The organism is Pedobacter agri PB92, from assembly GCF_000258495.1.
In the GTDB taxonomy this organism is placed as follows: Bacteria; Bacteroidota; Bacteroidia; order Sphingobacteriales; family Sphingobacteriaceae; genus Pedobacter; species Pedobacter agri.
This window is the reverse complement of sequence record NZ_AJLG01000006.1, coordinates 1-23,243: the sequence shown is the minus strand read 5'-3', so window position 1 is coordinate 23,243 and position 23,243 is coordinate 1. Positions and strand designations below refer to the sequence as shown.

The following is a 23,243-nucleotide window of genomic DNA, read 5'->3' as shown; positions in this document are numbered from 1 at the left end:
AAATATTCGTCGTCTTTGTCATTCAATAGACAGCGAAGAATTTTATAGCTATCGAACTTACCTGACAGTATTCAATGATTTCAAATACTCAGCAATTTTATTTTTGTAGTAATAATTTAAACTAGGAGGTAATTTTTGTAGCATATCATTTCCATTTTGCTGCTGCTTTTTAAAATCATCTAACATTTTTCGGTATGATGGCGGAAACTCTTTTGCCGCTTTACTTTCGCGTTTGGAATCTTCTTCCTGATCACGTTCTGCTTTTTCGGCTTCTAATAGCTTGGTTAACAATTCTTTTTGGCGATTTAATGTTTCCTGCTGCAAACGCTTGTTAACCAGGTCACTTTCCGTTTGTTTCATCTCCTTAATGGCCTCGTTAAGATTACCCATTTTGCCAGAACCATCTTTATTTTCTTCCCGGTTTATTTTTTCTAAAGCCTGGCGAATCATTTGCTGCTGTTGTGCCATCTTTCCAAACTCCTGACTCATTTGTCCTTTACCAACAGTTCCCTGGTTGCCGCCAGATTTTTGCATCTGCTCACGAGCCTTTTGCATACTTTTATTCAGCTGTTCCTGCATTTGCGAAAGCTGTTTCATTCCTTGTTTTTGCTTTTTACCACTACCAGGTTTCGAATTTTTTTGCATATTCTGCAACTGATTTAAAGCCTCACTCAGCATTAAACTTAAATTATTAATTGAAGTCATGGTAAACTGCTGATAACGATTGGCTTCAGGCGTTCTTCTTTCGCCAAGGCTTTCTAAGCTCTTGTCAAGATTGAAGTTTATTTTATTCATTTCCTCATTAACGGTAGATTCTATCTGAGGAACACGTTTACTCAAAGCATACAAACTATCCGCAATGGTTTTTAGATTATCTTTAATACTTCTTTGTTTTTGAACATTGGTCACGTATGAAGGATCTGCGGCGGTCATTTTCTTCAACGTCAGCATTACCTTCTCCTGTTCAAAAGACGTGTTGAGAAGATTCTCTAATAGTTTACGCAACTCTCTGGCATTCAGATTGTTTTCCATTTCTTCGCCTTGCTGCTGCATTTCACTCATCTTTTTAGAAAGTTTTTCCATTTGCTCGCCAGCTTTTTGCTGTTTCTGACTAGCACTTTTCGAGTCTTTTTTATCTAAAGCATCTTTACTTTCTTGTTGTTCTTTTTGGATATCCTGCACATCTTTTTCCGGATTTTCAAATGGATTAGGTTTTTCCAAAGCCTGATTTTTCTCTTCGAGCTTCTTTAAATCATCCTTTAAATCTTTCATTTCCTTATTCAAGGCATCCTGCTTTTGTTTTAGTGATTCGTTATCCTGCTTTTTACCGGCGGTTTCCTTGCTAAGCTCTTTTTGTTCCTTAGCCAATTCATTTAAACGATCGATATCATTTTGCAGGTTCTGCTCAAATTCAAGCTGTTTGTAGAGTTCTAAGATTCTGTCTAATTCATTTTTGAGCGTTTTATTATCCAGTTGCATTTTCGACAATTCGTTTTGCGTTTGGTCTTTATTCTTCTCGTTCATCAGGTTTTGCAACTTCTGCAAAAGCTCCTTGGTCTTTTCATCCAAAACGTTATCAAACAAATCCTTAATCTGTTTTTGCTTCTCTAAAAGCTCCTCTGTCTGTTTTTGGTCTTCCTGCTGCTGAATATTTTTATCGTTTTGCGCCTTAATTTCTTTTACGGCCTCGTCCAACTGCTTTTGCTTATCCAGCAAAGCCTCAATCTGTTTTTTATCCTCAAACGATATCTGTTTTTTATCAATCAGGCTTTCTGCAACTTTTTTACTTTCCTTTTCTATGGTGTTGGCTAAGCGTATAGCAGACTGTACTTTTTGTTTTAACACCTGGCTGTTAGCACTTACCTGTTCTGCAGTTTCCTTTTTTGTAGGTTGTTTAAATGTTTTTATTTCAGAACGGGTAATTTTAGAACCATTAACACCGTCATTATCAGCTACTTCAAAATAATATTCAATTTCTTGTCCTGGTTTGGCTGCCGATGCTTTTAAATCCCAAAAATAGAAAAATGTATTTTCTGTTGAATTTGGTTTAATGCTGATGTTCTTACTTACCGTATTGACTATCTTATTGTTTTCCTTGATGTTGTACTTAAAAGTCAACCTGTTGAAACCATAATCATCTGAAACCTGTCCGCTGAAGTATAGTGCTTTGTTACTTATAGAATCCGGTTTTTCTTCAACATGGATAGTAGGGGCCTGATCTTTAATTACCGAAATTTGGTGCGAAAGAGAATCGCTAAGTGTTACAAAATCATTTTTAGGCGTGATGCTGTATTTAGAATGATTGTGAATTGTTGCATGAAAGGCCGCTTCATTATCTTCAATTTTTAGCATATTTTCCTTTCCATTCAAATTAAACAAGAGCGCATTGCTTTTGCCAGTTTTAAAGTTCCAAGTCACTCGCGTGCCCTCGGGTAAAAGAATATCGCCAACGTTGGCAATCACTTCCGATTTTTTGCCCAGGTAAGACGGATAATTTAAAGTTGCAGTGGCACTCAATAATTCAGGACGAGGTTTAACGCTTACCGTAAAAGCCGATGAATTAAATCCGCCACCTTTAAAAATAAGTTTTTTATCACTTTGAATATTTTTAATGCTGTAATGAAAATGGCTGATGTTTTCTTTTTCCAGTTTGTAGGTATTTTTTCCATCCTCTACATAAATTTCGGCAGGTAACTCATCACCAGTTAATTTTAAGTTAATGGTTAAGTCATCGCCTTGCGTAACCGCTAACTTTTTATTCAGCACTGTAAAATTAAAAGGTGCTTTTGGAGCGATATATTCATCATATTTAAAGAAACTATTGGTTCCCTCACGTAAAATGGCAGGCGCAATAAGGGCAATCAGCACAATGATAGAAAGCGGAATAAATAGGTATTTTAAGTACTTCCTGTTGTCGTTTATTCGAACGGCGGTGTAGAAGGGAACGGGCTTCAGCTCCAGAATCTTTTGGTCAATACTGGCTAGAATCAGCCGGTTATTTTCTGGCAAATTTTCAGAAAGCTGATGCAGTTGAAGGGTGTTTAAAAGCTTATCCTTAATATCAGTAAAGTGGTTGCCGATAATAACCGAAGCCTCATCAAAAGACAAATGTTTGCCCAGTTTCAACATCGAAAGTAAAGGTTTGATAATCAAGAAACCTATTAACAATAAACCCAGCAGCAAATAAGCAAAGAAGATGAAGGTTTTAAATCCGGCTGTTGGGTTCAAATAGTACAAACCTAAAAATACAAGCAAATATAGCGCAAGCAGTATCGCGGCAGCATAAATGGCACCCCGCAAAATCTTATTTAAATAAAATTTACGGATAAACTCATCTATCTTCCTCAACAAATCGTTGTAATTATTGCTCACCATATCAACGTAAATGTAAAAATTGTTCTCAGCAATTTAAAGAAACCTCCTTAAGGTAACGTGTTTATTTCAAATAGTTTATTCAAAAGCGAAAATTATAACCTGGAAAACAATGTTTGGTATTCCATGGTGGTTTTCAGTCCCGCTTTTTGCTACAACAAAAGCAGAAAAAGCTTTTGTTTCCGCTACAATCGGGTTTATTAAACTAAGATTGTTGCTTTTGGCTAAAGTCTGAATTTTCCAACATAATACAGGCAACTAAAGTAACCTTGAAAGAATGAACTTCGCCATTAATTCATTGCCGTTTGGCTTCGGTGAACTAGTTCTTTTATAGCTCCAGGCAATAACACCTATATTAATTTAAAAATCTTTACCTTGTTATTATTAATACAAAGGTTACATAAATTTTAAGCGAGTATTCTCCTAAAAATCTACTTTTGACTTTTTGTACAATCATACCAAATATGAAACAAGCACTTATTTTAACCTGTATGGTATTCGTTTTTACCAGCTCATTTGCCCAAAAGTTTAACTGGAATAAAAACCAGGTCATTGCCCATCGCGGTGCATGGAAAAAAAATAAATTCCCCGAAAATTCAATCGCATCACTAAATGAAGCAGTGCGTTTAGGTTGCTACGGCTCTGAATTCGATGTTTGGATGACGGCAGACAAAGTTTTAGTGGTAAACCATGATGCCGAGTTTCAAGGTTTAACAATTGAGAAAGTTAAGTATGAAGAGTTGCTTACCAAAACCATGAGCAATGGTGAAAAGATACCAACGTTAGAAGCCTATTTAACAGCAGGTAAAAAGCAAAAAACAACCAAACTCATCTTAGAGATAAAACCATCGCTCATTAGCAAAGAACGCGGTATTGAACTTACCAATGCCTGTATCGATATGGTTAAAAAGGTGGGTGTTTTAGATTGGACAGAATATATCAGCTTTGATTATGATTACTGTAAACGCATTTTACAAGTTTTACCAAAAGCTAAAGTTGCTTATTTACGGGGTGAAATTAGCGCAGCGCAATTGAAAGCTGATAAATTAACGGGTGTAGATTATCATTACAGCGTTTATCAAAAAGATGGTTGGATTGAAAATGCACATCAGTTAGGTTTAACAGTTAACGCCTGGACGGTAAACACCGCCCCGGAAATGCAGTGGCTTTTGGCCCATAATGTAGATTACATCACCACCAATGAGCCAGAGCTTACTTTCGAAGAGTTAAAGAAAACGCCCGTTAAAAGTGGATGGAAATTAAAATGGGCCGACGAATTTGATGATAAAGGTTTGCCACTGAGCAAAAACTGGGGTTACGATGTTGGTGGAAAAGGATGGGGCAATAATGAATTACAATATTATACCGAGGCAGATACTACAAATGTGAAAATTGTTAAAGGAAATTTGAATATCACAGCAGTTGAAGCAAACAAAGAAAATAGTAAATACACTTCAGCCCGGTTAGTAACGAAGAATAAATTCGATTTTAAGTACGGAAGGGTAGAAGTGAGGGCTATGTTGCCAAAAGGCAGGGGATTATGGCCAGCAATTTGGGCACTTCCAACCGATTGGAAATACGGAGATTGGCCAAAAAGTGGTGAAATTGATATTATGGAACATGTAGGTTACGAACCCGATAGCGTTTACGGAACTGTTCACACCGAAAAGTTTAATCACGTATTGAAAACACAGGTGGGTAAGGGTGTTAAAATTAATCCTTATAATGCTTACCACATTTATGCTGTGGAATGGTTTAAAGATCGAATTGATTTCTTTGTAGATGACCAAAAATACCTGACTTTTAAAAATACCGGCAAAGGCGCCGCCGACTGGCCTTTCGATCAAAACTTTCATGTCATTTTAAACCTGGCAGTTGGTGGACATTGGGGTGGAAAAAATGGAGTTGACGATGCAATCTTTCCTGCAACGATGAAGGTAGATTACGTCAGGGTTTTTCAAAAGTAATCATCATTAAAGCTTAACATGGATTCACGCAGAGAATTTCTGAAAAAAGCAGCTTTGTTTACAGGCGCCACAGGCCTGGCCAATACCTTGCCGGGTTCTGTTTTAAAAGCGATGGCAATTAATGCCGAACCCGGAACTACTTTTTACGATGCAGAACATATTGTATTCCTAATGCAGGAAAACCGATCGTTTGACCACATGTTCGGCAAAATGAAAGGTGTTCGTGGCTTTAATGATCCCCATCCCCACATTCAACCCGACGGAAATAAAGTTTGGTTGCAGAAAGATGGTCAGGGGTATACCTACGCACCGTTTCATGTTGATATCAACAAAACTAAAATTACTTGGCAAGGTGGTTTGCCACACTCCTGGAATGATCAGGTTGCAGCCAGAAATGGAGGCAAATATGATAAATGGTTGCCTGCTAAAGCACCAATGACTTTATCTTATTATGATCGGAACGATGTACCTTTCTATTACGCCTTAGCCGATGCATTTACTGTTTGCGACCAACATTTCTGCTCTTCATTAACCGGAACTACACCAAATCGATTATTCTTTTTTACCGGAACAGTAAGGGGTGAAAAAAGCCTGAACAAAGTTGCCGTGGTAAATAACGACCAGGCAGAATCTCAAAATAATGTTTTTGTAGATTGGCCAACTTTTCAGGAAACGCTAGAAGATAATGGAATTGACTGGCGCATTTATCAGAATGAACTGTGGACATCAAAACTTCCTGAAGGGGAAATTGATGACTGGTTAGGCAACTATGGCGACAATCCTGTTGAATATGTAACCAGGCACAATGTTAAACTTTCTGCTTACTTTAGGAAGAATGGTGATCATACTGTAAAACCGGTTTTAACTCCTTCCGAAGTTCAGGCGAAATATAATCAGTTATCCCAACGGGAAAAAAACCTCATTGATAAAGCTTTTCAAACGAATATTAGTCAAAAGGACTATTTAGAACTGGCTCCATATACATTCACCAACGATCAGGGAAAATCAGAGACCATCAATATTCCTAAAGGTGATATTTTTCATCAGTTCCGAAAGGATGTAGATGAAGGTAAACTTCCCACTGTTTCATGGTTGGTGGCACCACAACGATTTTCAGATCATACCAGCTCTCCATTGTACGGAACATGGTATGTAAGTGAGGCTTTGGATATTTTAACTCAAAACCCGGAAGTTTGGAAAAAAACAATATTCGTATTAACCTACGATGAAAATGATGGGTATTTTGATCATCAACCTCCATTTGTGGTACCAAATCCCGAAGATCCTTCAAGTGGAAAGGTTTCGGAAGGAATAAACTATACTACTGATTTTGAAAGCAGGAAAGGTAGTCCGATCGGCTTAGGTTACCGTGTGCCAATGGTTATTGCCTCACCATGGAGTAAAGGGGGCTTTGTTAATTCACAGGTTTTCGACCACACTTCTTCATTGATGTTTATGGAAAAATGGTTGAGTAAGAAAACTGGAAAAATCATTAAGAGCAATAATATCAGCGATTGGAGAAGAAATTTTTGCGGCGATTTAACATCCGCATTCAGACCATATAATGGCGAAGAAATAAAATCTCCCGAATTTTTGAAACGCGAAACAGTTGTAACCAATATTGGAAATGCAAAGAACAAACCCGCTCAGGTAAATCCAACAGCCTTAAATAAAACAGAAGTTGCAAAAATTAATAGATTCGAGGCTTTCTCACCAGAAACATCAGTGCATGCACCAAAGCAGGAGAAAGGAACTAAACCTGCTTGCGCCTTGCCGTATCAACTTGAGGTAGATGCAGCTGTTGTTGGTAATGAAATTGAACTCTCTTTCACTTCTGTGAAAACGCTTTTTGGAAGTGAAACTGAAACCGTTGGTGCACCTTTTACCATGAATACCATTGCTAGTTTTAAAGGTGTTAAAGGCAAAGTTTGGGCTTATGGTGTTAAAGCTGGTGAAACTCTTGTTGATAAAGTTAATATTGAAGATTTTGATGATGAGATTTACGATTTTAGGATTGCTGGTCCGAACGGATTTTACAGACAATTTGTTGGAAGTAACAAAAATCACATCAATATAAAAGCAAAGGCAGAACAAAGTGGGCTGCTTACCAAAAAGTCAACCGGGAATTTAATTTTCTCAATAGAGAATAGAAGTTCCTCGCCAATAAAAATTCAGATCGTAGACAACAAGTTTAAAGCAGCCGTTCAGCGTTTAAGCCTCAAACCAAAACAACTAACCAAAGTAGCAGTGAAACTTTCAAAAAAATGCAAACTGGTATGATTTCAGCATCACCGAAGCCGGAAATTCAATTTTCAAACACCGCTATGCCGGAAAGGTAGAAACCGGAGAGGTTACGACTTCAGATCCGTTTATGGGAAATGTTGTTTAAATAAAAAGACTTCAGATTTAGTTCTGAAGCCTCCAATTTTTTTATATTTAGAAAGAAATCGGTAATTCTATCTGGGTTTTATCCCACCCAATAATCAGGTTTGCGCCACCCTCTTTTGCGGTAAAGGTTAAGGAGAAGTACTCTAGCGGTTTTAATAATGCTTTAACAGGAACATTAACCCGGGCAACATCCATCGTCTGATCGTAACTAAAGGCTCCCCATTTATCGGTCTGCTTATTTACAATAATTGTCCACACATCCTTATTTGGAATGGCAAACAAACTATAAGTTCCGGCTTTGATTTTCTTGCCGCCAATGCTTACCTTTTTAAAGAAACGAACTTCTGTATTTTCGTTAGCGCCAAAACGCCAAACTTTTCCATATTGCTCTAAAACGCCGAAAATTTCACGGCCTTTGCGCTGTGGGCGAGAATAAACAATTTTGATGACAGGTTTAGTTGCATCTTTAGCCTTAGGTGCATTTAACGGAAAATAAACAATATCTGCCGGACTTGGATCTGCAACAGGGAACTTAACCTCACTGGATGACATTTCCTGAGCCTTTACGCTAAAACACAAAAGAGCGAAAACAACAATGAAGATATTTTTCATTTGCTGTGGTATAATTAAAATGTCCTTAAAAAGGGATGTCTTACTATGGGGATAGATTAGTATTTTCTTCCTTTAACGATAGCATTTAAAAATAAGCCTGCAGTTAACAAACCTAAAACGCCACCTAAAAGTGCAAATATGTAATTTTGTGTAATGATTGCTCCAGTTAAAACTCCGAAGAATAAACCTAAGGCATAATATAACCAGTTAAAATTATTGTTGCTGTTTTCTTGTACACTCATGTTTTTGTTATTTGGAGGCAAAGTTAGTATTTATTTTAAATTTTAATTTGTGAATGCCTCTCAATATTCTAATTAATTATCAATTCTTTCTAATTTATATCCATCTTTTTTGAGATAACGGATCAACTCTGGTAGCCGATCATAAAACTTATCCTTTCGTTTTGGATCAGTGCCTATGTGCAATAACAAGTAAAATCCATTCAGGCCATTATTTTTCTGTATATTAAAATTGGTTATTGATTTAAAAATCTCCTCGCTGGAGCGATAACTTTTGCCCATTTCAGGAAAGGTATAATCTGCATTTGAACGGGTTCCTGGTGTAAAATTGATTAGCGTTAATCCTTGCTTGGCTGTCCAATTAGCTATGGTTTCATTATACCATTCGTATGGCGGCAAAAAATATTTCGCGTCCTTCTTTTCAACACCAAAATTCAACATCGCCGCATAATTAGCATTTAAATCATCGCTAAATTGTTTTTGGGTAAGTAACAGGCTGTCGCGATTTTTCCAATCGCAATAAAGCAAGTGTTTATCAGAATGGGCACCAAGATAATGCCCGGCTGCTTTTATTTTTTTTATTAAGGATTTGAAATTGGCGTTTCGATAAAAGTTACCTGTTAAGAAAAAGGCTGCTTTTACATTTTCTTCCTGCAGTGTTTTTAATATTTTCTCTCCGCCATCCGCAAATTCATCGCCAGTAAAAATTAATGAAATCTTTTTTACGGTAGAATCGCCCCTGGTATTCGCACCTAAGCTGTAGGTTTTATGCTGGATTGCTTTGCCCTGATGTTCTTTTGCCGCCAGGAGATAAATGAGTGATGCCGTTCCATCCATGGTAGGCTCGTTGGTGCTGTAATCACCATAATCGTCGTGGTAAACCGCCAAGTCACTTTGAAATTCAGCATATTCATCTGCATCAGATAGTTTGATTCCAATCAAGCTGTTGTAGATATTCGTATAAACAGGACCATCAACCAACCCACCATCAATTGGGTAATTTTTTAAATGCGTGAAGGCCGAATGCGGATCGATAGGGGTATCGCCCCAGCTTGGTAAACCGTAAACCATGCTTGTTCCCCATGGGTTACAGCCGAAAAGCCAATCGAAATTAGCCTGCTCAAGTTCCATGAAACTTTTATCGCCAGTTAAATCTGCATACCACGAACACTGAATTGCGAAAGAAACCGTTAAATTGTTGCTGCACCAAATAAATGGAATACCACGATAGAAAGCATTTTGTTTTGCCCGGTTCCATACTTCATTTATTCCGGCTTTATAATAATCTGTTATTTTGAGTTTTTCCTCACCATCTAACTGTTTTGCAAGTTCATAATGTCCAATATTGATAAATGGGTAATATTGATAATGTGCTGCGGTATCTCTTGCCATCCAGGGCGTAATTTTTTCTCTTTCTGCAAAGTTTATAGCGGCTAACAAATTATTTTTAACTGGTTTGGGTTTATTGAAGTTTGATGCTACAGCGGCAAGTTCAATATCATCAACCCAATTGTCTTCTGCATAGATATAAGGCGATTTTACGGAGGCAGTTTGTGTAACCCCCGGCTTTTTCATTGCAAATCGCATGGCTGTACCAGCCTTGGCACTAAGTCGTTTTGAATACTTAACATCAATTTTATTAAATAAAAATGCGCCAAGGTTAAACGCACTGCTAAATTTTGCCGCCGTAGAACTTGTACCAGTGGTGTGATTTAAAAATTTTCCACGTTGCTGCGGCTCTCCAGATATGTAGTATAATGGCCTTTCAAAATTTTTACCGTACTGATTATCTTCTTTAGGGATGCGCATAGTAATATGATCCCGGTCATCAGCAAGTTGATTGAACATAATATTTCTTTTAGGATGCATTTTCAGCAACCAATCCAATCCCCATCTGGCTTCATCCAAAACATCGGCAATATTATTTTGCCCATCAAGTCCGTTTGCTTGTTTCTCATCGCTAAAAACCTGAGGAAAATCTCGATAAGCCATTAGTAAATGATAGGTTGCATTTGCAGAAGTTGTGGAATATTGTAAATAATCGCTTGCATCATGCCAGCCGCCCGAAGCATCGAAATGGGTGCTGTCTTTAATGCCGGCTTTAGCACCATACAATGCAAAACCATCATGAGTGTGGCAGCTATCTTTCAAATAAGGATTAAATCCACTTCTTTGCTGCCTCATGTAACGCAGGCAAAAGTCAGCCGCACCTTTATAAACATCGTCATTTATAATAACCAAAGGTGATTTAATGCCATCTGCTTTAATGTAAAACCTTCCAGAACCTCGAAAGCCAGAAAAATTTATCCTTGCTGTTTGCTTGAAGGGACCATATTTACCGAATGTTTTAATATTTAAAGAAGTATAAACAACTTTATTGGTTTGCTCATCTACCAATTCAAACAACACAGGAACCCTATCAGACTTGCTTGCCCATATTGCAACTTTTATTCCTGAAGGAGAATAACCCAGTAAATTTATTCTTATCCAGCTTTGCTGCTCTAGTTTATTAGCGCTTTTAAAAGAAATAAAATATGCCGCTAAAAGGAATATTGCAACACAGAAAATTGAGCGGTTTTTCATTTTAGAAAGATTTATTCTCTTAAAATTAGGCTTTTATCAAGATAATGTAAAAGATATATATAAACATTTGGAAATTAATCAATCGTTTGATTAATTTTGTCCCACCTAATAAAGAAATGAAGACAGAAAAAGTAGATAAAAAACAAGCCATTTTAGAAGCTGCTGAGAAGTTGTTTTGTGAAACGGGTTATGAGGGAACTTCAACCCGACAGATTTCGAAAGAATCGGGTGCCAACATGGCCATGATTAATTATTACTTCGGCTCGAAAGAGGGCGTATTTATTGAGATTATGAATAATCGCATCGCGGGATTCGCATCTCAGTTAAAAATTATTAATGAAGATAAAATCTCTTCACTTGAGAAATTACACAAGGTTATTGAAGGCTATGCAAACAGAATTTTCTCCAACATCGCTTTTCATAAAATGATGCATCGTGAGCTTTCCCTTACACAAAGGCCCGAAATGTATGATAAAATCAAAAATGCGATGAGCCACAACATGGCAATCCTGGATAGAATTATCATAGATGGAATTGAAGACGGTAGTTTCAGCAATGTGGATGTTAGAATGGTAATTTCTACCATTATGGGTACACTAACCAATGTTGTAATTGCGCCACATAAAATTTCTCAGGGAGAGGTTATCGATTTAAGCAACCCGAAGGATAACAAACTTATTAAAGAGCGAGCCATTGCTCATTTACAAAACCTTGTAACCGTTTATTTAACATCAAAAAAATGATACCCAAATCGATTAGATTAATGCTTGTGGCATCATTAGTTCCAGCGGCTTTATTTGCGCAAAGCACTAAAGAACTAAATATCAATCAGGCAATAGAACTTGGTATAGCCAATAGTAAAAACTTAAAACTATCTCAGAATAAAATACAGCAAGCCGAGGCGCAGTTAGCAGTGGTAAAAGATAATGTACTGCCAACGGCAAACGCAAGCTTTATGTATAACCACGCAGAAATTCCAACCAGTACATTTACGTTGCCGGGCGGTGGTTCTTCTTTACATTTACCACGCAGAGCTGATGCTTTTGTAGGTACAGCAGCAGTGCAGGAATTGGTTTATGGCGGTGGAAAATTAAAATATGCAAAAGAGTCGACCAAGTTATTAGCCGATGTTGCCCGTTTAGATGCAGATAAAAACAAAGAAGAAATTACTTACGCGGTAATTAGTACGTATTATGCTTTGTATAAGGTAGAGCAAAGTAAAAAAGTAGTTGGCCAGAATTTAGAATCAATTGCGGCTCAAATTAAGCAAGCGCAACGTTTCTTTGAGCAAGGCATTGTAACTAAAAACGATGTGTTGCGCTTTCAATTGCAACAGGCAAATGTTACGCTTACGCAGCTAGACATTGAGAGCAACCGCAAGATTATCAATTACAATCTTGACATTCTTTTAGGTTTGCCAGAAGATACCGAAGTTAAAATCAGCGATCCGAACGCAGGTTTAAAAGCAACCAGTTCATTAAACGAATATATTGGCCTGGCAATGGCAAACCGCCAGGAACTGAAACAACTTGATGCGCAGAATAAAGTTGCTGATTACAATATCAAAACCATCAGAGCGAATACGTTGCCAACGGTTGGCGTGGGTGCAAACTTATACTACATTAACCCAAGCGGTAATTTTATTCCGCCAGTAAACCAATACTTAATGCCTATAACTCTAGGCGCAACAGTAAGCTGGAATATTGGTAGTATTTGGAACAATAGAAATAAAGTACAGGAAGCTAAAATTCAGCAAAGCGAAATTAGCATCCAAAAAGATATTTTATCTGATAATGTAAAAACGGATATCAACAAAAACTTTCAAAATTACCAGGTAGCAATGAATAAGATTCAGGTTTTGGAAACTTCCATCGCCCAGGCTACCGAGAATGATAAGTTACTGGCATCAAAATATAAAAACAACGTAGCATCTGTTACGGATAGAATTGATGCTGAAACCTTATTGTATCAGGCAAAAATAAATTTAGAAATAGCTAAAGCTGATGCAGGTTTGGCTTACTACACATTACTAAAATCAACAGGAAAAATAACGCAATAAATACAACAATGACAACTGAAAATAAAAAGAAGAGCAAAGTAGTACCCATCATTTTAGGTGTTTTACTAATCATTGGTATCGTTTTCGGTATCACCGAGTGGAATTATTTTAGCAAACACGTAGATACGGATGATGCTCAGATTGATGGTGACATCAGTCCGGTTGTTGCTCGTGTTAGTGGTTATGTTAAAGACATTAATTTCGAAGAGAATACCCGCGTAACTGAAGGTGAAATTTTAGTTAAACTGGATGATGCTGATTTCAAAATTAAACTAGAGCAAACTCAAGCTGGTCAAAAAGGTGCTAATGCAGGTGTAGGTGTTGCGCAATCGCAAATTGTGGCCACACAAGCCAATACAAGCACGGCTAAAGCAAATGTAGAATCGGCCAGAGCAAATGTACAGGCAGCAAACGTTAAAGTTAATTTAGCACAAAAGGATTACGCTCGTTATGCAAACCTTGTAAAAGACGGTTCGATTACACAACAGGCTTTTGACCAGGCAAAAGCAAATAAAGAATCTGCGGAAGCAGCAAGGCAGTCTGCACAGGCCGCATTTCAGGCAGCGCAAGACCAATACAACGCCGCCGTTAAACAGGTTGGAACAACACAATCGCAACTGGCAGTAAGCAGTAATGTGATTAGCCAACGCCAAAGCGATATCGATTTTGCGAAACTTCAATTATCTTATACTGATATTAAATCGCCGGCAACAGGTATTGTTTCTAAAAAGAATGTGCAAAAAGGGCAATTGGTGCAAGCCGGTCAATCTTTATTTTCTGTAGTGAATGATGGTAGCATTTACGTAACCGCTAACTTCAAAGAAACTCAATTGGAAAAAATCAAAACGGGTTCGAAAGTAGAAATCGAGGTTGATGCTTATCCTGAAGAAAAAATTCAGGGTGAAGTTTACAATTTCTCTCCAATTACTGGTGCAAAAGGTTCTTTGCTACCTCCAGATAATGCTACAGGTAACTTTGTTAAAGTTGTACAACGTATTCCTGTAAAAATTAAAATTCATCCATCAAAAGAATTGTTAGCAAAATTACGCCCTGGAATGAGCGTAAAAGCTTCAGTTTCTACAAACTAATAGTCAAATGGCCGAAGTAGGTTTAAAAAAGTGGATTATTACTTTTACGGTAATCACAGCTTCTTTACTGGAGTTGATTGATACGACCATCGTAAACGTAGCAATCCCTCAAATACAGGGAAACCTGGGCGCTACCCTCGAGGATATTGCCTGGTTATCTACTGGATACGCCGTTGCGAACGTTATCATCCTACCCATGTCAGGTTGGTTGGGTAGTCGTTTCGGGCGTAAAAATTATTTCTTAACCTCCATTATCGTTTTCACCCTGGTTTCCTTTTTATGTGGTAACGCAACATCCTTAAATGAGCTGATTTTGTTCAGGATTTTGCAGGGCGTTGCTGGTGGTGGTTTAATTTCAACGGCACAGGCAATCTTAATTGAAACCTGGCCACGTGAAGATGTAGGTATTGCAACCGCTTTATTTGGTTTGGGTGCCGTTGTTGGTCCAACAGTTGGTCCAACTATTGGTGGCTATATCCTAGAAATTGCCGATTGGCCATGGATTTTTTACGTGAATATTCCCGTCGGAATCCTCGCCGCCTACTGTACATACACCTTTATTCGAGAAACGCCCAAGGATGGACAGGGTAAACCTGTAGATTGGTGGGGAATTGCACTTTTGGCGATCGCTGTAGGTAGTTTACAAACTGTGTTGGAAAAAGGCGAGAGCGAAGACTGGTTTTCTACACCATACATTACCGCATTAGCAGTGGTTTCTGTTTTTGGATTATTGTTATTTATTTGGAGAGAGACCGCAACAGACCACCCCATTGTGAATCTTCGCATTATGAAGAAGAGAAGTTTCTCTATCGGAATGTTTACTTCCTTTATCTTAGGATTTGGGTTATACGGTTCGGTATTTGTTTTCCCGGTTTTTGCACAAAACTTGCTAGGTTTTACACCATTACAAACCGGAAAATTATTTATCGCAGGCGGAATTTGTACCATTGCCATGATGCCATTCATTGGTATTATGCTTAAAAAGGGTGTTCCTGCCCAATTTATGGCTACCGGCGGCATGTTTTTGTTCTTCGTTTTCTGTTGGATGTTAAGTAACTCTACTCTGGCTTCCGGAACTGGAGATTTTTTCTGGCCGTTGGTAATTAGAGGTTTTGGTATGGCTTTATTATTTGTGCCGTTAACAACTCTGGCGATGCAGGATTTATCTGGAGCAGAGATTGGCCAGGGTTCTGGTTTAAATAACATGAGCAGACAGCTGGGTGGTTCTTTTGGTATCGCAGCTTTAACCACCTTAATCCATGTTCGTTCGGGCTTTCATAGAAGTAGTTTGCTTGCCAATATTAACGAATATAACCCTGCATTTATTCAAAAATTAAATGCACTAACAAGCGGGTTTATGGCCAAAGGTTCATCGTTTATTGATGCTAAGCTGATGGCGATGAAAGCCATAGAAGGAAGCGTAATTAAACAAACCATGTTATTAACTTACAACGATGCATATTGGGTGGCAGGGTTAACTATGTTATTCTCTATTCCACTACTATATCTTCAGAAATTTAAGAAAAATGCAAACATTGTAACCGATGCGCATTAAAATTGGCAAGAAATTAGCCTGAAAAATATCATAAAATAAAAACAGCCGGTGTATTTTATTACATCGGCTGTTTTAACCCAAAAAATTAACAATCAATGCAATGCCCTTAAACATTGCAAATGTTCTTACTAAGCTAGCTAGTAGCCAAATAAGATTCTAAAATTAAAAATTATTCTATAATTTTCCAAATTGTAAGCCCTAGAATTTTAATACCTTACGCATTTTTTGTAGTATTACGATATACAAAACTATTGCTTAAGCTATGCCTAAACTTCGTTTAACAACACAACGGGAATCTATTTTTAACAATGAGGTAATCTCAAAATTCGAGCTCTTTAACAGTCTTTTTTTAACCCTTCCTTTTTATAAAATTAAAGATACCGGAACACTGCTGCCACTATTCTTTAAAAGTTGTGAAGATGGAATAGCTAACGGACAAAAACCTGCTCAAATAATAGAAGAGTTTTTTGCAAAGTTTACAAGCTATACCGATAGGAAAGATATTACCGATTTGCTCTTTCGTTTCATTCAATACATAGAGCGTCAGGTTGTGCTTTTTGATGCGGTTGAGGATGCTTCATTCACTAAGTTAAACACTACAGATGAGCAAAGTACGTTAGCTTTTATCTTAAAAAAGAATGCTGATAATAAGCCTATGCTGGCTAAGATAGAAAAGTTAATTGATGAACTTTCTCTACGTTTGGTTTTAACAGCACACCCTACTCAGTTTTATCCAGGAAGTGTTTTGGCGATTATTACAGATTTAACAAAAGCCATTAGAGATAATGATATCACTTCTATGAACGCCCTGTTGCAGCAGTTGGGTAAAACGCCATTTTTCAACAAAAAATCGCCGACGCCTGTCGATGAAGCATTGAACCTGGCCTGGTTTTTAGAAAATACATTTTACTTCGCTGCGGCAAATATTCAGGAAGAAATTGACCAGAATCTGGATGAGTATAATTTGGAAACCAAAAAGATTTTGGAACTGGGTTTCTGGCCGGGTGGCGATAGAGATGGAAATCCGAATATCCATGCCGATACCACTTTGGAGGTTTCTAAAATGTTGCGCCAAATTCTCTTCCGTTGTTACTATCGTGATTTTAGGGTAATTAAACGCCGCATAACTTTTAGAGGTGTGGAAGAAAACATCTCCAAACTTCAAGATGTGCTTTACAAAAATGCCTTCGACCAATCTTGTGAAATTCATGATATTTCTGATGAATTGAGAGAAAACCTCAATCAGATTAAGGAAACACTTTTAAAGGAACATGAGGGTCTGTTTGTTGATTTAGTGAACGATTTAATCCGTAAAATTGATTTGTACGGCAATTATTTTGCTTCTTTAGATATCCGTCAGGATAGCCGCGTATTGAGAAGTGTGCATGCTTATTGTCGCCAGAATAAACCGATTTCATCTTTATATCCAGAAAATTATGATAAGCTTTCTGAAGCGGAGAAACTGAAACTGATTTCATTTAAAGAGGCGACACCTGTTTATGTTACAGAAGCTGATGCTTTGATTGAGGATACCATTCAAACGATTAAAGAAATTAAAGGTATTCAACAACGAAACGGCGAGAAAGCATGCCATCGTTTCATCATCAGTAATTGCCAGCAGGCTAGCGATATCCTGCAACTGATAGAACTTTTCCTTTGGAATGGCTGGAGTAAAGATGCTTTAACCATTGATTTTGTGCCGCTTTTCGAAACCGTTAACGACTTAAAAGGAGCTGGGGCGATTATGGATACGCTTTATAGCAATCCGTTTTATAAAGCACATTTGGCCACTCGTGGTAATAAACAAGATATTATGCTTGGTTACTCCGATAGTACAAAAGATGGAGGTTATTTAATGGCCAACTGGTCTATTTTTAATGGTAAAACATCACTCTCAGAAATTTCTAAAAAGCATAATATTCAACTGGCATTTTTTGATGGCAGAGGTGGTCCGCCAGCTCGCGGTGGAGGTAAAACCCATCGTTTTTATGCCTCAATGGGTAAAGAAATTGCAAATAAAAATATTCAATTAACGGTTCAGGGCCAAACCATTAGTTCTCAATATGGTTCAGTGGAAAGTGCTGAATTTAATATTGAACAATTAATTAATGCCGGTATTTCATCAGGATTAAAAGAAAAACATAATGTGCTTCTAGACGCTGAAAATAAAGCGCTCCTTGATGAAATGGCAGAAGATGGTTACAAAGCTTTTGTTGATTTACGCGAACACCCGCTTTTTTGTAAGTTATTTGGAAAAGCTTTCTCCATTGAAATTACTTTCTCAGGCAAATATCAGCAGTCGACCGGTAAAACGAAATGGCGGCGGAGAAATGAAGCTGGAAGATTTGCGGGCGATTAGTTTCGTTACAGCCTGGAGCATGCTGAAGCAAAATGTTCCAGGGTTTTACGGCATGGGAACTGCTATGAGGAATCAGGAAAAAGCCGGTAATTGGGATAAGGTTGTAAAGGCTTATGAAGATTCTGATTATCTAAAAACCATTGTAGATAATTGTATGATGAGCATGAGCAAATCAGACTTTGTGATTACAGCTCATTTAGCCAACGACAAAGAGTTTGGTGCCTTTTGGACCCAGTTACACGATGAGTTTGAATTAACTAAAACAATGCTTCTAAAACTATCAGGACAGGAAGTTTTAATGGCTAATTATCCGGTTGATAAAAAATCTATCGCTACCCGTGAAAAGATTATTTTGCCATTAGTTTTAATTCAGCATTTCGCTTTAGAAAAACTACAGCACGACCAGAACGAGAAAGATCAAGCAGCTTTAGAAAAATTAGCTGTTAGAACGGTTTTTGGTATTGTAAATGCAGGCAGGAATTTAGCTTAAGGTTTAGTCACGGTTTAATTTACCATATAACATTTAAGAAAATATAAGTTTAAAGCGTTTATAGGTCTGTGTTTTCACAGACCTTTTTTTGTTTCTAACCATTAACGGTAGTCATTGCGAGGCACGAAGCAATATTAAAACGTTTGCTGCACTAAGATTGCTTCGTGCTTCGCAACAATGACGTGGTGGCTATATCCGTTCCCGATATGAGATGCCTAAAAAAACAAAACCCCTTTGCAGGAATGCAAAGGGGTTATTTTTAAAGAGCCTGATTAAAGAAATTATCTATCAATCGAACCCATTACTTTTTGGCCGAAAGCGTTAAGTGCATCTTTTTCAGCAGCACCTTCGCTTACCATTTGATGCACCTCAAGCGCACCGCAAATATTGGTAATCATTTCGCCAGCAACATCAACTTCATGTTCGCTAACGCCTCTGAATTCGCAGAAAGCCTCTAACACTTCTAAAGTTGTCTCCAATTGAGCAGGAGTCGTGTTTTGAAATAATTGTCTTATAACCGGAATCTTCATTACTTTATCTTGTTAAAAAGTTCAATTAAACCTTCCGCTTTGTTGGTTTGAACCTGGTCTACCAAATTACCACCTTCAAAAGCTGCGAAAGTTGGTAAATTATCAACGTTAGCAAATTTGCGTGAGTTTGGAAGTTTCTCGGCATCAACAATTAAGAAAGCTACATCTTCATTTTCAGCAGCCAGCTTTTTAAACTTGGGTTTCATGATTCTGCAGTTACCGCACCATGATGCAGCGTACTGAACCATAACTTTCGAGTTATCGGCTAAATACTGTTGAAGATTATCTTCTGTTAATTCTAAAAACATAATGTTTTATTTAATTAGTTAGCAGCTAAATATTCAGCAACGCCAGTTCTGTTTGCGTTCATTGCTTCTTTTCCTTCTTCCCAGTTTGCAGGGCAAACTTCGCCATGTTTTTGAACGTGAGCATAAGCATCAATTAAACGTAAATATTCTTTAACGTTTCTGCCAACAGGCATATCGTTTACACTTTCGTGGAAAACTTTACCAGTTTCGTCGATTAAATAAGTTGCTCTGAAAGAAACATTTGAACCTGAGAATGATTCGTTTCCTTCTTCATCATAATTAACTTCTTGATCTAAAATATCTAAAATTCCAGATAACTGTCTGTGCGTATCAGCTAAAATTGGGTAAGTAACACCTTCAATTCCGCCGTTATCTTTTGGTGTATTTAACCAAGCAAAGTGAACTTCGTTAGTATCGCAAGATGCACCAATTACAATTGTATTTCTTTGTTCAAATTCAGGTAAAGCAGCTTGGAAAGCATGTAATTCTGTAGGGCAAACGAAAGTGAAATCTTTTGGATACCAGAATAAAATAACTTTTTTGTTTTTACTAACAGCTTCTTCAAATACGTTGATTTTCAAGTCATCACCCATGTCTGACATTGCATCAATACTAACACTCGGGAATTTTTTACCTACTATTGCCATAATTTTTTGTCTTTAATTTTGTGCCACAAAGGTACGGCGAAAAGAACTCCTAATCAACCCGGATTTATTAATTATTCATCGTATTTATTGATAACGATATAGTCAAAAACTATATTCATTTTGAAATTTATAATTTGTCGCTATTTAATTATTTGAAAATGAACGGATGATGCTTTTGGCAGTTTGCAGTCCCGCTATTCGTTACAATCTTTTTGGCTTCTGTTGTACACTATGGTCGTCATTGCGAGGAGGAACGACGTGGCAATCTATTTTATTTGTACTACAAAAAGTATTTTCACTTCTATCGGGTTTATTAATAAATTATGGTAATTCTTGGGTTGGATTTAAATGCATTTGCACTTTCGGCTAAAGCCAGCACTATTATTATCATTCATTCCGTTGGTTGAAACCAACGGAATGGAATCCCAAAAGCTTATAAGGTACATGGTTTTATTTCATTGCCGTCTGGCTTCAGCCGACGGAAAACAAAAAAACCCTCTTAATTAAGATTAAGAGGGTTTCGAAGTTCTATTTCTTCAATGTATTTTCATACAATTTAAATATCCTTTTGTATTCATCCGTCCAGCTGCTAGGTTCGATAAAACCATGGTCTTCTACAGGGTAAACAGCCAGCTCCCAATTATTTTTTCCGAGCTCGATAAAACGTTGGGTAATGCGAACGATATCCTGAAAATGAACATTCACATCAACCATTCCGTGCGCCATTAATAAGTTTCCTTTCAGCTTATCAGCGAAATAAATAGGAGAGCTTTTCTTGTAGGCAATCGGGTCGTTGAAAGGGTCGTTTAAAATATTCGAAGTATAACCATGGTTGTAATGTGCCCAATCTGTAACAGAACGCAAGGCGGCACCACTGGCAAAAACATCTGATTCATTAAACATGGCCATTAAGGTGATAAAACCTCCGTACGACCCACCATACAAGCCAACATGTTTAGGATTAACGCCATACTTGTCCACCAAAAATTTAACTCCGTCAACCTGGTCCGTTAAATCTTTTCCACCCATGTGCCGATAAATCCCGGTTCTGTGGTCTCTGCCATAACCTGAACTTGCGGTATAGTCAATATCAATTACCGTGTAACCATTATCAGCCAGTAAATTATTAAACATAAACTCACGGAAATAAGTGCTCCAGCCAAAATGTACATTTTGAAGATAGCCCGCACCGTGAACGAAAACTACAGCAGGATGATTAGGATGAGGCTTATCAGATTTGTAAACCCTTGCATAAACATCAGCACCGTAACGGTTTTTAAATGAAACCATATCGGGCTCACGCCATTTGTAAGAATTGAATTCTGCAGTTGTAGATTCGGTAATCTTTATTGCTTTTGCACCAGCTTTATTGGGTTGCAGATACAATTCACCGGGTTTATTCAGGTAGGAATAATTTATGGCTACGTATTTTTCATCTGGAGAAAGTGTAAGGTCATTTAAACCTTTCATGGTTGTAATTTGAACAAGTTCTCCCCCGTTTACGCTAATTTTGAAGAGATTGGTAATTCCAGGATGCTCTTTATTTGCTTTTAAGTAAAAGGTACTGTTATCTTTTGATAGTTGAACAGATTGAACTTCCCATTTACCGGAAGTCAGCTGTTTTTTATTTCCGGTTGAAACATTTGCAACATATAAATGCGAATAGCCAGTAGCCTCACTCTGGTAATAAAAACGATTGTTGTCAATCCACCCTGTGCTTCCCTGATAGAATCCACTAATACCGGGGCCTCCAATCCAGGCCTCATCATGCTGGCGGTCGATTAAATCGAATTTTCCTGTTAATTCATCTAATTTTAAAATCCAGCGGTCTTTATTATCAGCTGATGTAGCAACCATAATTCCGGTACTGCCGCTTTCGTTCCAAATCGGCCCAAAGAAATTAACAGGCCTGTCAGCGTTTTTCTTTTTCAGAGAATCTAATTGCTTAGGATAGTCTTTGTAGAAATCCGGAATGTCTTTAATGCCGGAAATAGTTGCCGTTTGTATGGCATAAACAGTATCTCTTTGTGTGTCAAAAATAAATCCCTGAGAGATATTCTCATTTTCGCCAACCTTTGTTCTGCCAGGAATATCTTCCGTATAACCAGAAGCTGTAACATAGTTTGGCACGATGGTGCTGCGATTGTTTTGAGCCGGCGCAGTCAATTTGTAAGTTACAAATCTACCATCAGGGCTAATCACTACTCCATTAAGAAACTTGTCATCTGTATAAAGTGATTTTAAAGATTTGGTTTCACTAGATGATGAACCAAAACGACCTCTTCCTCCACGAGCACCGCCATTACGCGTTTCAGCATTTCTTTTCTTAATGATATCAAATAATTCAGTTTGCTGAGCCTTTAGCCAGCTATCTTGTTCAGTAGTAGGTTTTGCTGGTGTTCTTCCCGCTGCTTTTCCCTTAACAAAATTGGTTATTTGTTTGGTTTCGGCAGTTTTCATATTCAACTGGAAAATATTGTCGCCCAATTGATAAGCAACATCACCATTGGTTAAAAAAACAGGGTTGCTTTCCCTGTCCATCGTATTGGTTAAACGAGTTTCTTTCTTCGTTTTGAAGTTCTGAAGATAGATATCGCCACTTTTTTCTACTAAACCTAACGATTTATCCTTATTGTAGATGTAATTTAAACCTAACAATTTCTCATCTTCTTTCTCAGCAGCTTTTACAGGTTTTGTTGATGAGTTTGAAATTTTAAACAACTCTTCTTTAGCCCTATTATCTGGATTCCAATTGAAGTATAATGTTTTGCTATCTCCTGTCCAGCGGAAGTTAGTAGGGGAGGTTCCCATCCATTTTGGGTCTCGCATTATTTTTTCGACTGTTAATGGGGCTATTTGTTGCGCAAAAGTATATTCTCCTGTACACAACAGTAGGAAAAGTAAATATTTCTTCATGAATTTAGTTTGGATGCTGCAAGTTAGATAATGCAGGTGCTAAATCTATAAGGAAATGGAAATGTTACAACACTTCTCCCTATGAAAGGTTGAGGTGTTATAGTAAAAAGCTGTTCAATAGTGTGTACGT

Annotated in this window: 16 protein-coding genes; 8 read left to right on the top strand and 8 right to left on the bottom strand. The window is 37.6% G+C overall.

Annotation, left to right across the window (positions count from 1 at the left end):
- Positions 1–57: 57 nt before the first annotated feature.
- On the bottom strand, positions 58–3,375 hold the full coding sequence (locus ON09_RS01760) for a DUF4175 family protein (RefSeq protein WP_010599346.1): 3,318 nt from the start codon (positions 3,373–3,375) through the stop codon (positions 58–60).
- 461 nt (positions 3,376–3,836) lie between these two features.
- On the opposite strand from ON09_RS01760, the gene ON09_RS01750 reads away from it, so the two are divergent.
- Together ON09_RS01750 and ON09_RS01745 are read left to right on the top strand one after the other, a co-directional pair.
- Positions 3,837–5,339, top strand: coding sequence for a glycerophosphodiester phosphodiesterase family protein (locus ON09_RS01750; RefSeq protein ID WP_010599345.1), 1,503 nt, complete (start codon positions 3,837–3,839; stop codon positions 5,337–5,339).
- Between the two features lie 18 nt (positions 5,340–5,357).
- On the top strand, positions 5,358–7,619 hold the full coding sequence (locus tag ON09_RS01745; RefSeq protein WP_010599344.1) for a phosphocholine-specific phospholipase C: 2,262 nt from the start codon (positions 5,358–5,360) through the stop codon (positions 7,617–7,619).
- Positions 7,620–7,775: 156 nt separating this feature from the next.
- On the opposite strand, the gene ON09_RS01740 is transcribed toward ON09_RS01745, so the two are convergent.
- The 3 genes from ON09_RS01740 to ON09_RS01730 all read right to left on the bottom strand — a co-directional run bounded on the left by ON09_RS01740 (position 7,776) and on the right by ON09_RS01730 (position 11,161).
- A complete protein-coding gene (locus tag ON09_RS01740; RefSeq protein ID WP_010599343.1) occupies positions 7,776–8,339 on the bottom strand; it encodes a DUF2911 domain-containing protein in 564 nt (187 codons plus the stop codon).
- 56 nt (positions 8,340–8,395) lie between these two features.
- Positions 8,396–8,581, bottom strand: coding sequence for a hypothetical protein (locus tag ON09_RS01735; protein ID WP_010599342.1), 186 nt, complete (start codon positions 8,579–8,581; stop codon positions 8,396–8,398).
- A gap of 72 nt (positions 8,582–8,653) precedes the next feature.
- Positions 8,654–11,161, bottom strand: a complete 2,508-nt coding sequence (locus ON09_RS01730; protein WP_010599341.1) for a glycoside hydrolase family 9 protein — start codon at positions 11,159–11,161, stop codon at positions 8,654–8,656.
- Between the two features lie 116 nt (positions 11,162–11,277).
- Between ON09_RS01730 and ON09_RS01725 the strand changes: the two genes are divergently transcribed.
- The 6 genes from ON09_RS01725 to ON09_RS26555 all read left to right on the top strand — a co-directional run bounded on the left by ON09_RS01725 (position 11,278) and on the right by ON09_RS26555 (position 18,712).
- Positions 11,278–11,904 carry a TetR/AcrR family transcriptional regulator gene (locus ON09_RS01725; RefSeq protein WP_010599340.1) on the top strand — a complete coding sequence of 209 codons (627 nt, stop codon included), beginning with the start codon at positions 11,278–11,280 and terminating at the stop codon, positions 11,902–11,904.
- Entirely contained in the window at positions 11,901–13,220 is a 1,320-nt protein-coding gene (locus tag ON09_RS01720) for a TolC family protein (RefSeq protein ID WP_010599339.1), read from the top strand. Before ON09_RS01725 ends, ON09_RS01720 begins: the two co-directional genes overlap by 4 nt.
- Before the next feature lie 8 nt (positions 13,221–13,228).
- Positions 13,229–14,308 (top strand): HlyD family secretion protein, encoded by a 1,080-nt coding sequence (locus ON09_RS01715; protein ID WP_010599338.1) that lies wholly within the window; start codon positions 13,229–13,231, stop codon positions 14,306–14,308.
- Between the two features lie 7 nt (positions 14,309–14,315).
- A complete protein-coding gene (locus ON09_RS01710) occupies positions 14,316–15,863 on the top strand; it encodes a DHA2 family efflux MFS transporter permease subunit (protein WP_010599337.1) in 1,548 nt (515 codons plus the stop codon).
- Positions 15,864–16,125: 262 nt separating this feature from the next.
- Positions 16,126–18,222 (top strand): phosphoenolpyruvate carboxylase, encoded by a 2,097-nt coding sequence (locus tag ON09_RS01705; RefSeq protein WP_316927767.1) that lies wholly within the window; start codon positions 16,126–16,128, stop codon positions 18,220–18,222.
- Complete coding sequence (locus ON09_RS26555; RefSeq protein ID WP_316927766.1) at positions 18,113–18,712, top strand: phosphoenolpyruvate carboxylase; 600 nt, start codon at positions 18,113–18,115, stop codon at positions 18,710–18,712. The genes ON09_RS01705 and ON09_RS26555 overlap by 110 nt, the downstream gene beginning before the upstream one ends.
- 281 nt (positions 18,713–18,993) lie before the next feature.
- Here the strand turns inward: ON09_RS26555 and ON09_RS01700 are convergent, their stop codons facing one another.
- From ON09_RS01700 to ON09_RS01685, 4 genes are all read right to left on the bottom strand, one after another.
- On the bottom strand, positions 18,994–19,242 hold the full coding sequence (locus ON09_RS01700) for a DUF6952 family protein (RefSeq protein WP_010599336.1): 249 nt from the start codon (positions 19,240–19,242) through the stop codon (positions 18,994–18,996).
- Entirely contained in the window at positions 19,242–19,550 is a 309-nt protein-coding gene (locus ON09_RS01695; protein ID WP_010599335.1) for a thioredoxin family protein, read from the bottom strand. Before ON09_RS01695 ends, ON09_RS01700 begins: the two co-directional genes overlap by 1 nt.
- A gap of 14 nt (positions 19,551–19,564) precedes the next feature.
- Entirely contained in the window at positions 19,565–20,197 is a 633-nt protein-coding gene (locus ON09_RS01690; RefSeq protein ID WP_010599334.1) for a peroxiredoxin, read from the bottom strand.
- Between the two features lie 528 nt (positions 20,198–20,725).
- A complete protein-coding gene (locus ON09_RS01685; RefSeq protein WP_029204048.1) occupies positions 20,726–23,113 on the bottom strand; it encodes a S9 family peptidase in 2,388 nt (795 codons plus the stop codon).
- Between the last annotated feature and the right edge of the window lie 130 nt (positions 23,114–23,243).

Coding starts and splice junctions, on each gene's coding strand:
- ON09_RS01695 (WP_010599335.1), bottom strand. CDS start 19,550: ATGTTTTTAGAATTAACAGAAGATAATCTTCAACAGTATTTAGCCGAT.
- ON09_RS01750 (WP_010599345.1), top strand. CDS start 3,837: ATGAAACAAGCACTTATTTTAACCTGTATGGTATTCGTTTTTACCAGC.
- ON09_RS01725 (WP_010599340.1), top strand. CDS start 11,278: ATGAAGACAGAAAAAGTAGATAAAAAACAAGCCATTTTAGAAGCTGCT.
- ON09_RS01700 (WP_010599336.1), bottom strand. CDS start 19,242: ATGAAGATTCCGGTTATAAGACAATTATTTCAAAACACGACTCCTGCT.
- ON09_RS01690 (WP_010599334.1), bottom strand. CDS start 20,197: ATGGCAATAGTAGGTAAAAAATTCCCGAGTGTTAGTATTGATGCAATG.
- ON09_RS01760 (WP_010599346.1), bottom strand. CDS start 3,375: ATGGTGAGCAATAATTACAACGATTTGTTGAGGAAGATAGATGAGTTT.
- ON09_RS01735 (WP_010599342.1), bottom strand. CDS start 8,581: ATGAGTGTACAAGAAAACAGCAACAATAATTTTAACTGGTTATATTAT.
- ON09_RS01740 (WP_010599343.1), bottom strand. CDS start 8,339: ATGAAAAATATCTTCATTGTTGTTTTCGCTCTTTTGTGTTTTAGCGTA.
- ON09_RS01730 (WP_010599341.1), bottom strand. CDS start 11,161: ATGAAAAACCGCTCAATTTTCTGTGTTGCAATATTCCTTTTAGCGGCA.
- ON09_RS01720 (WP_010599339.1), top strand. CDS start 11,901: ATGATACCCAAATCGATTAGATTAATGCTTGTGGCATCATTAGTTCCA.
- ON09_RS01745 (WP_010599344.1), top strand. CDS start 5,358: ATGGATTCACGCAGAGAATTTCTGAAAAAAGCAGCTTTGTTTACAGGC.
- ON09_RS01705 (WP_316927767.1), top strand. CDS start 16,126: ATGCCTAAACTTCGTTTAACAACACAACGGGAATCTATTTTTAACAAT.
- ON09_RS01715 (WP_010599338.1), top strand. CDS start 13,229: ATGACAACTGAAAATAAAAAGAAGAGCAAAGTAGTACCCATCATTTTA.
- ON09_RS01710 (WP_010599337.1), top strand. CDS start 14,316: ATGGCCGAAGTAGGTTTAAAAAAGTGGATTATTACTTTTACGGTAATC.
- ON09_RS01685 (WP_029204048.1), bottom strand. CDS start 23,113: ATGAAGAAATATTTACTTTTCCTACTGTTGTGTACAGGAGAATATACT.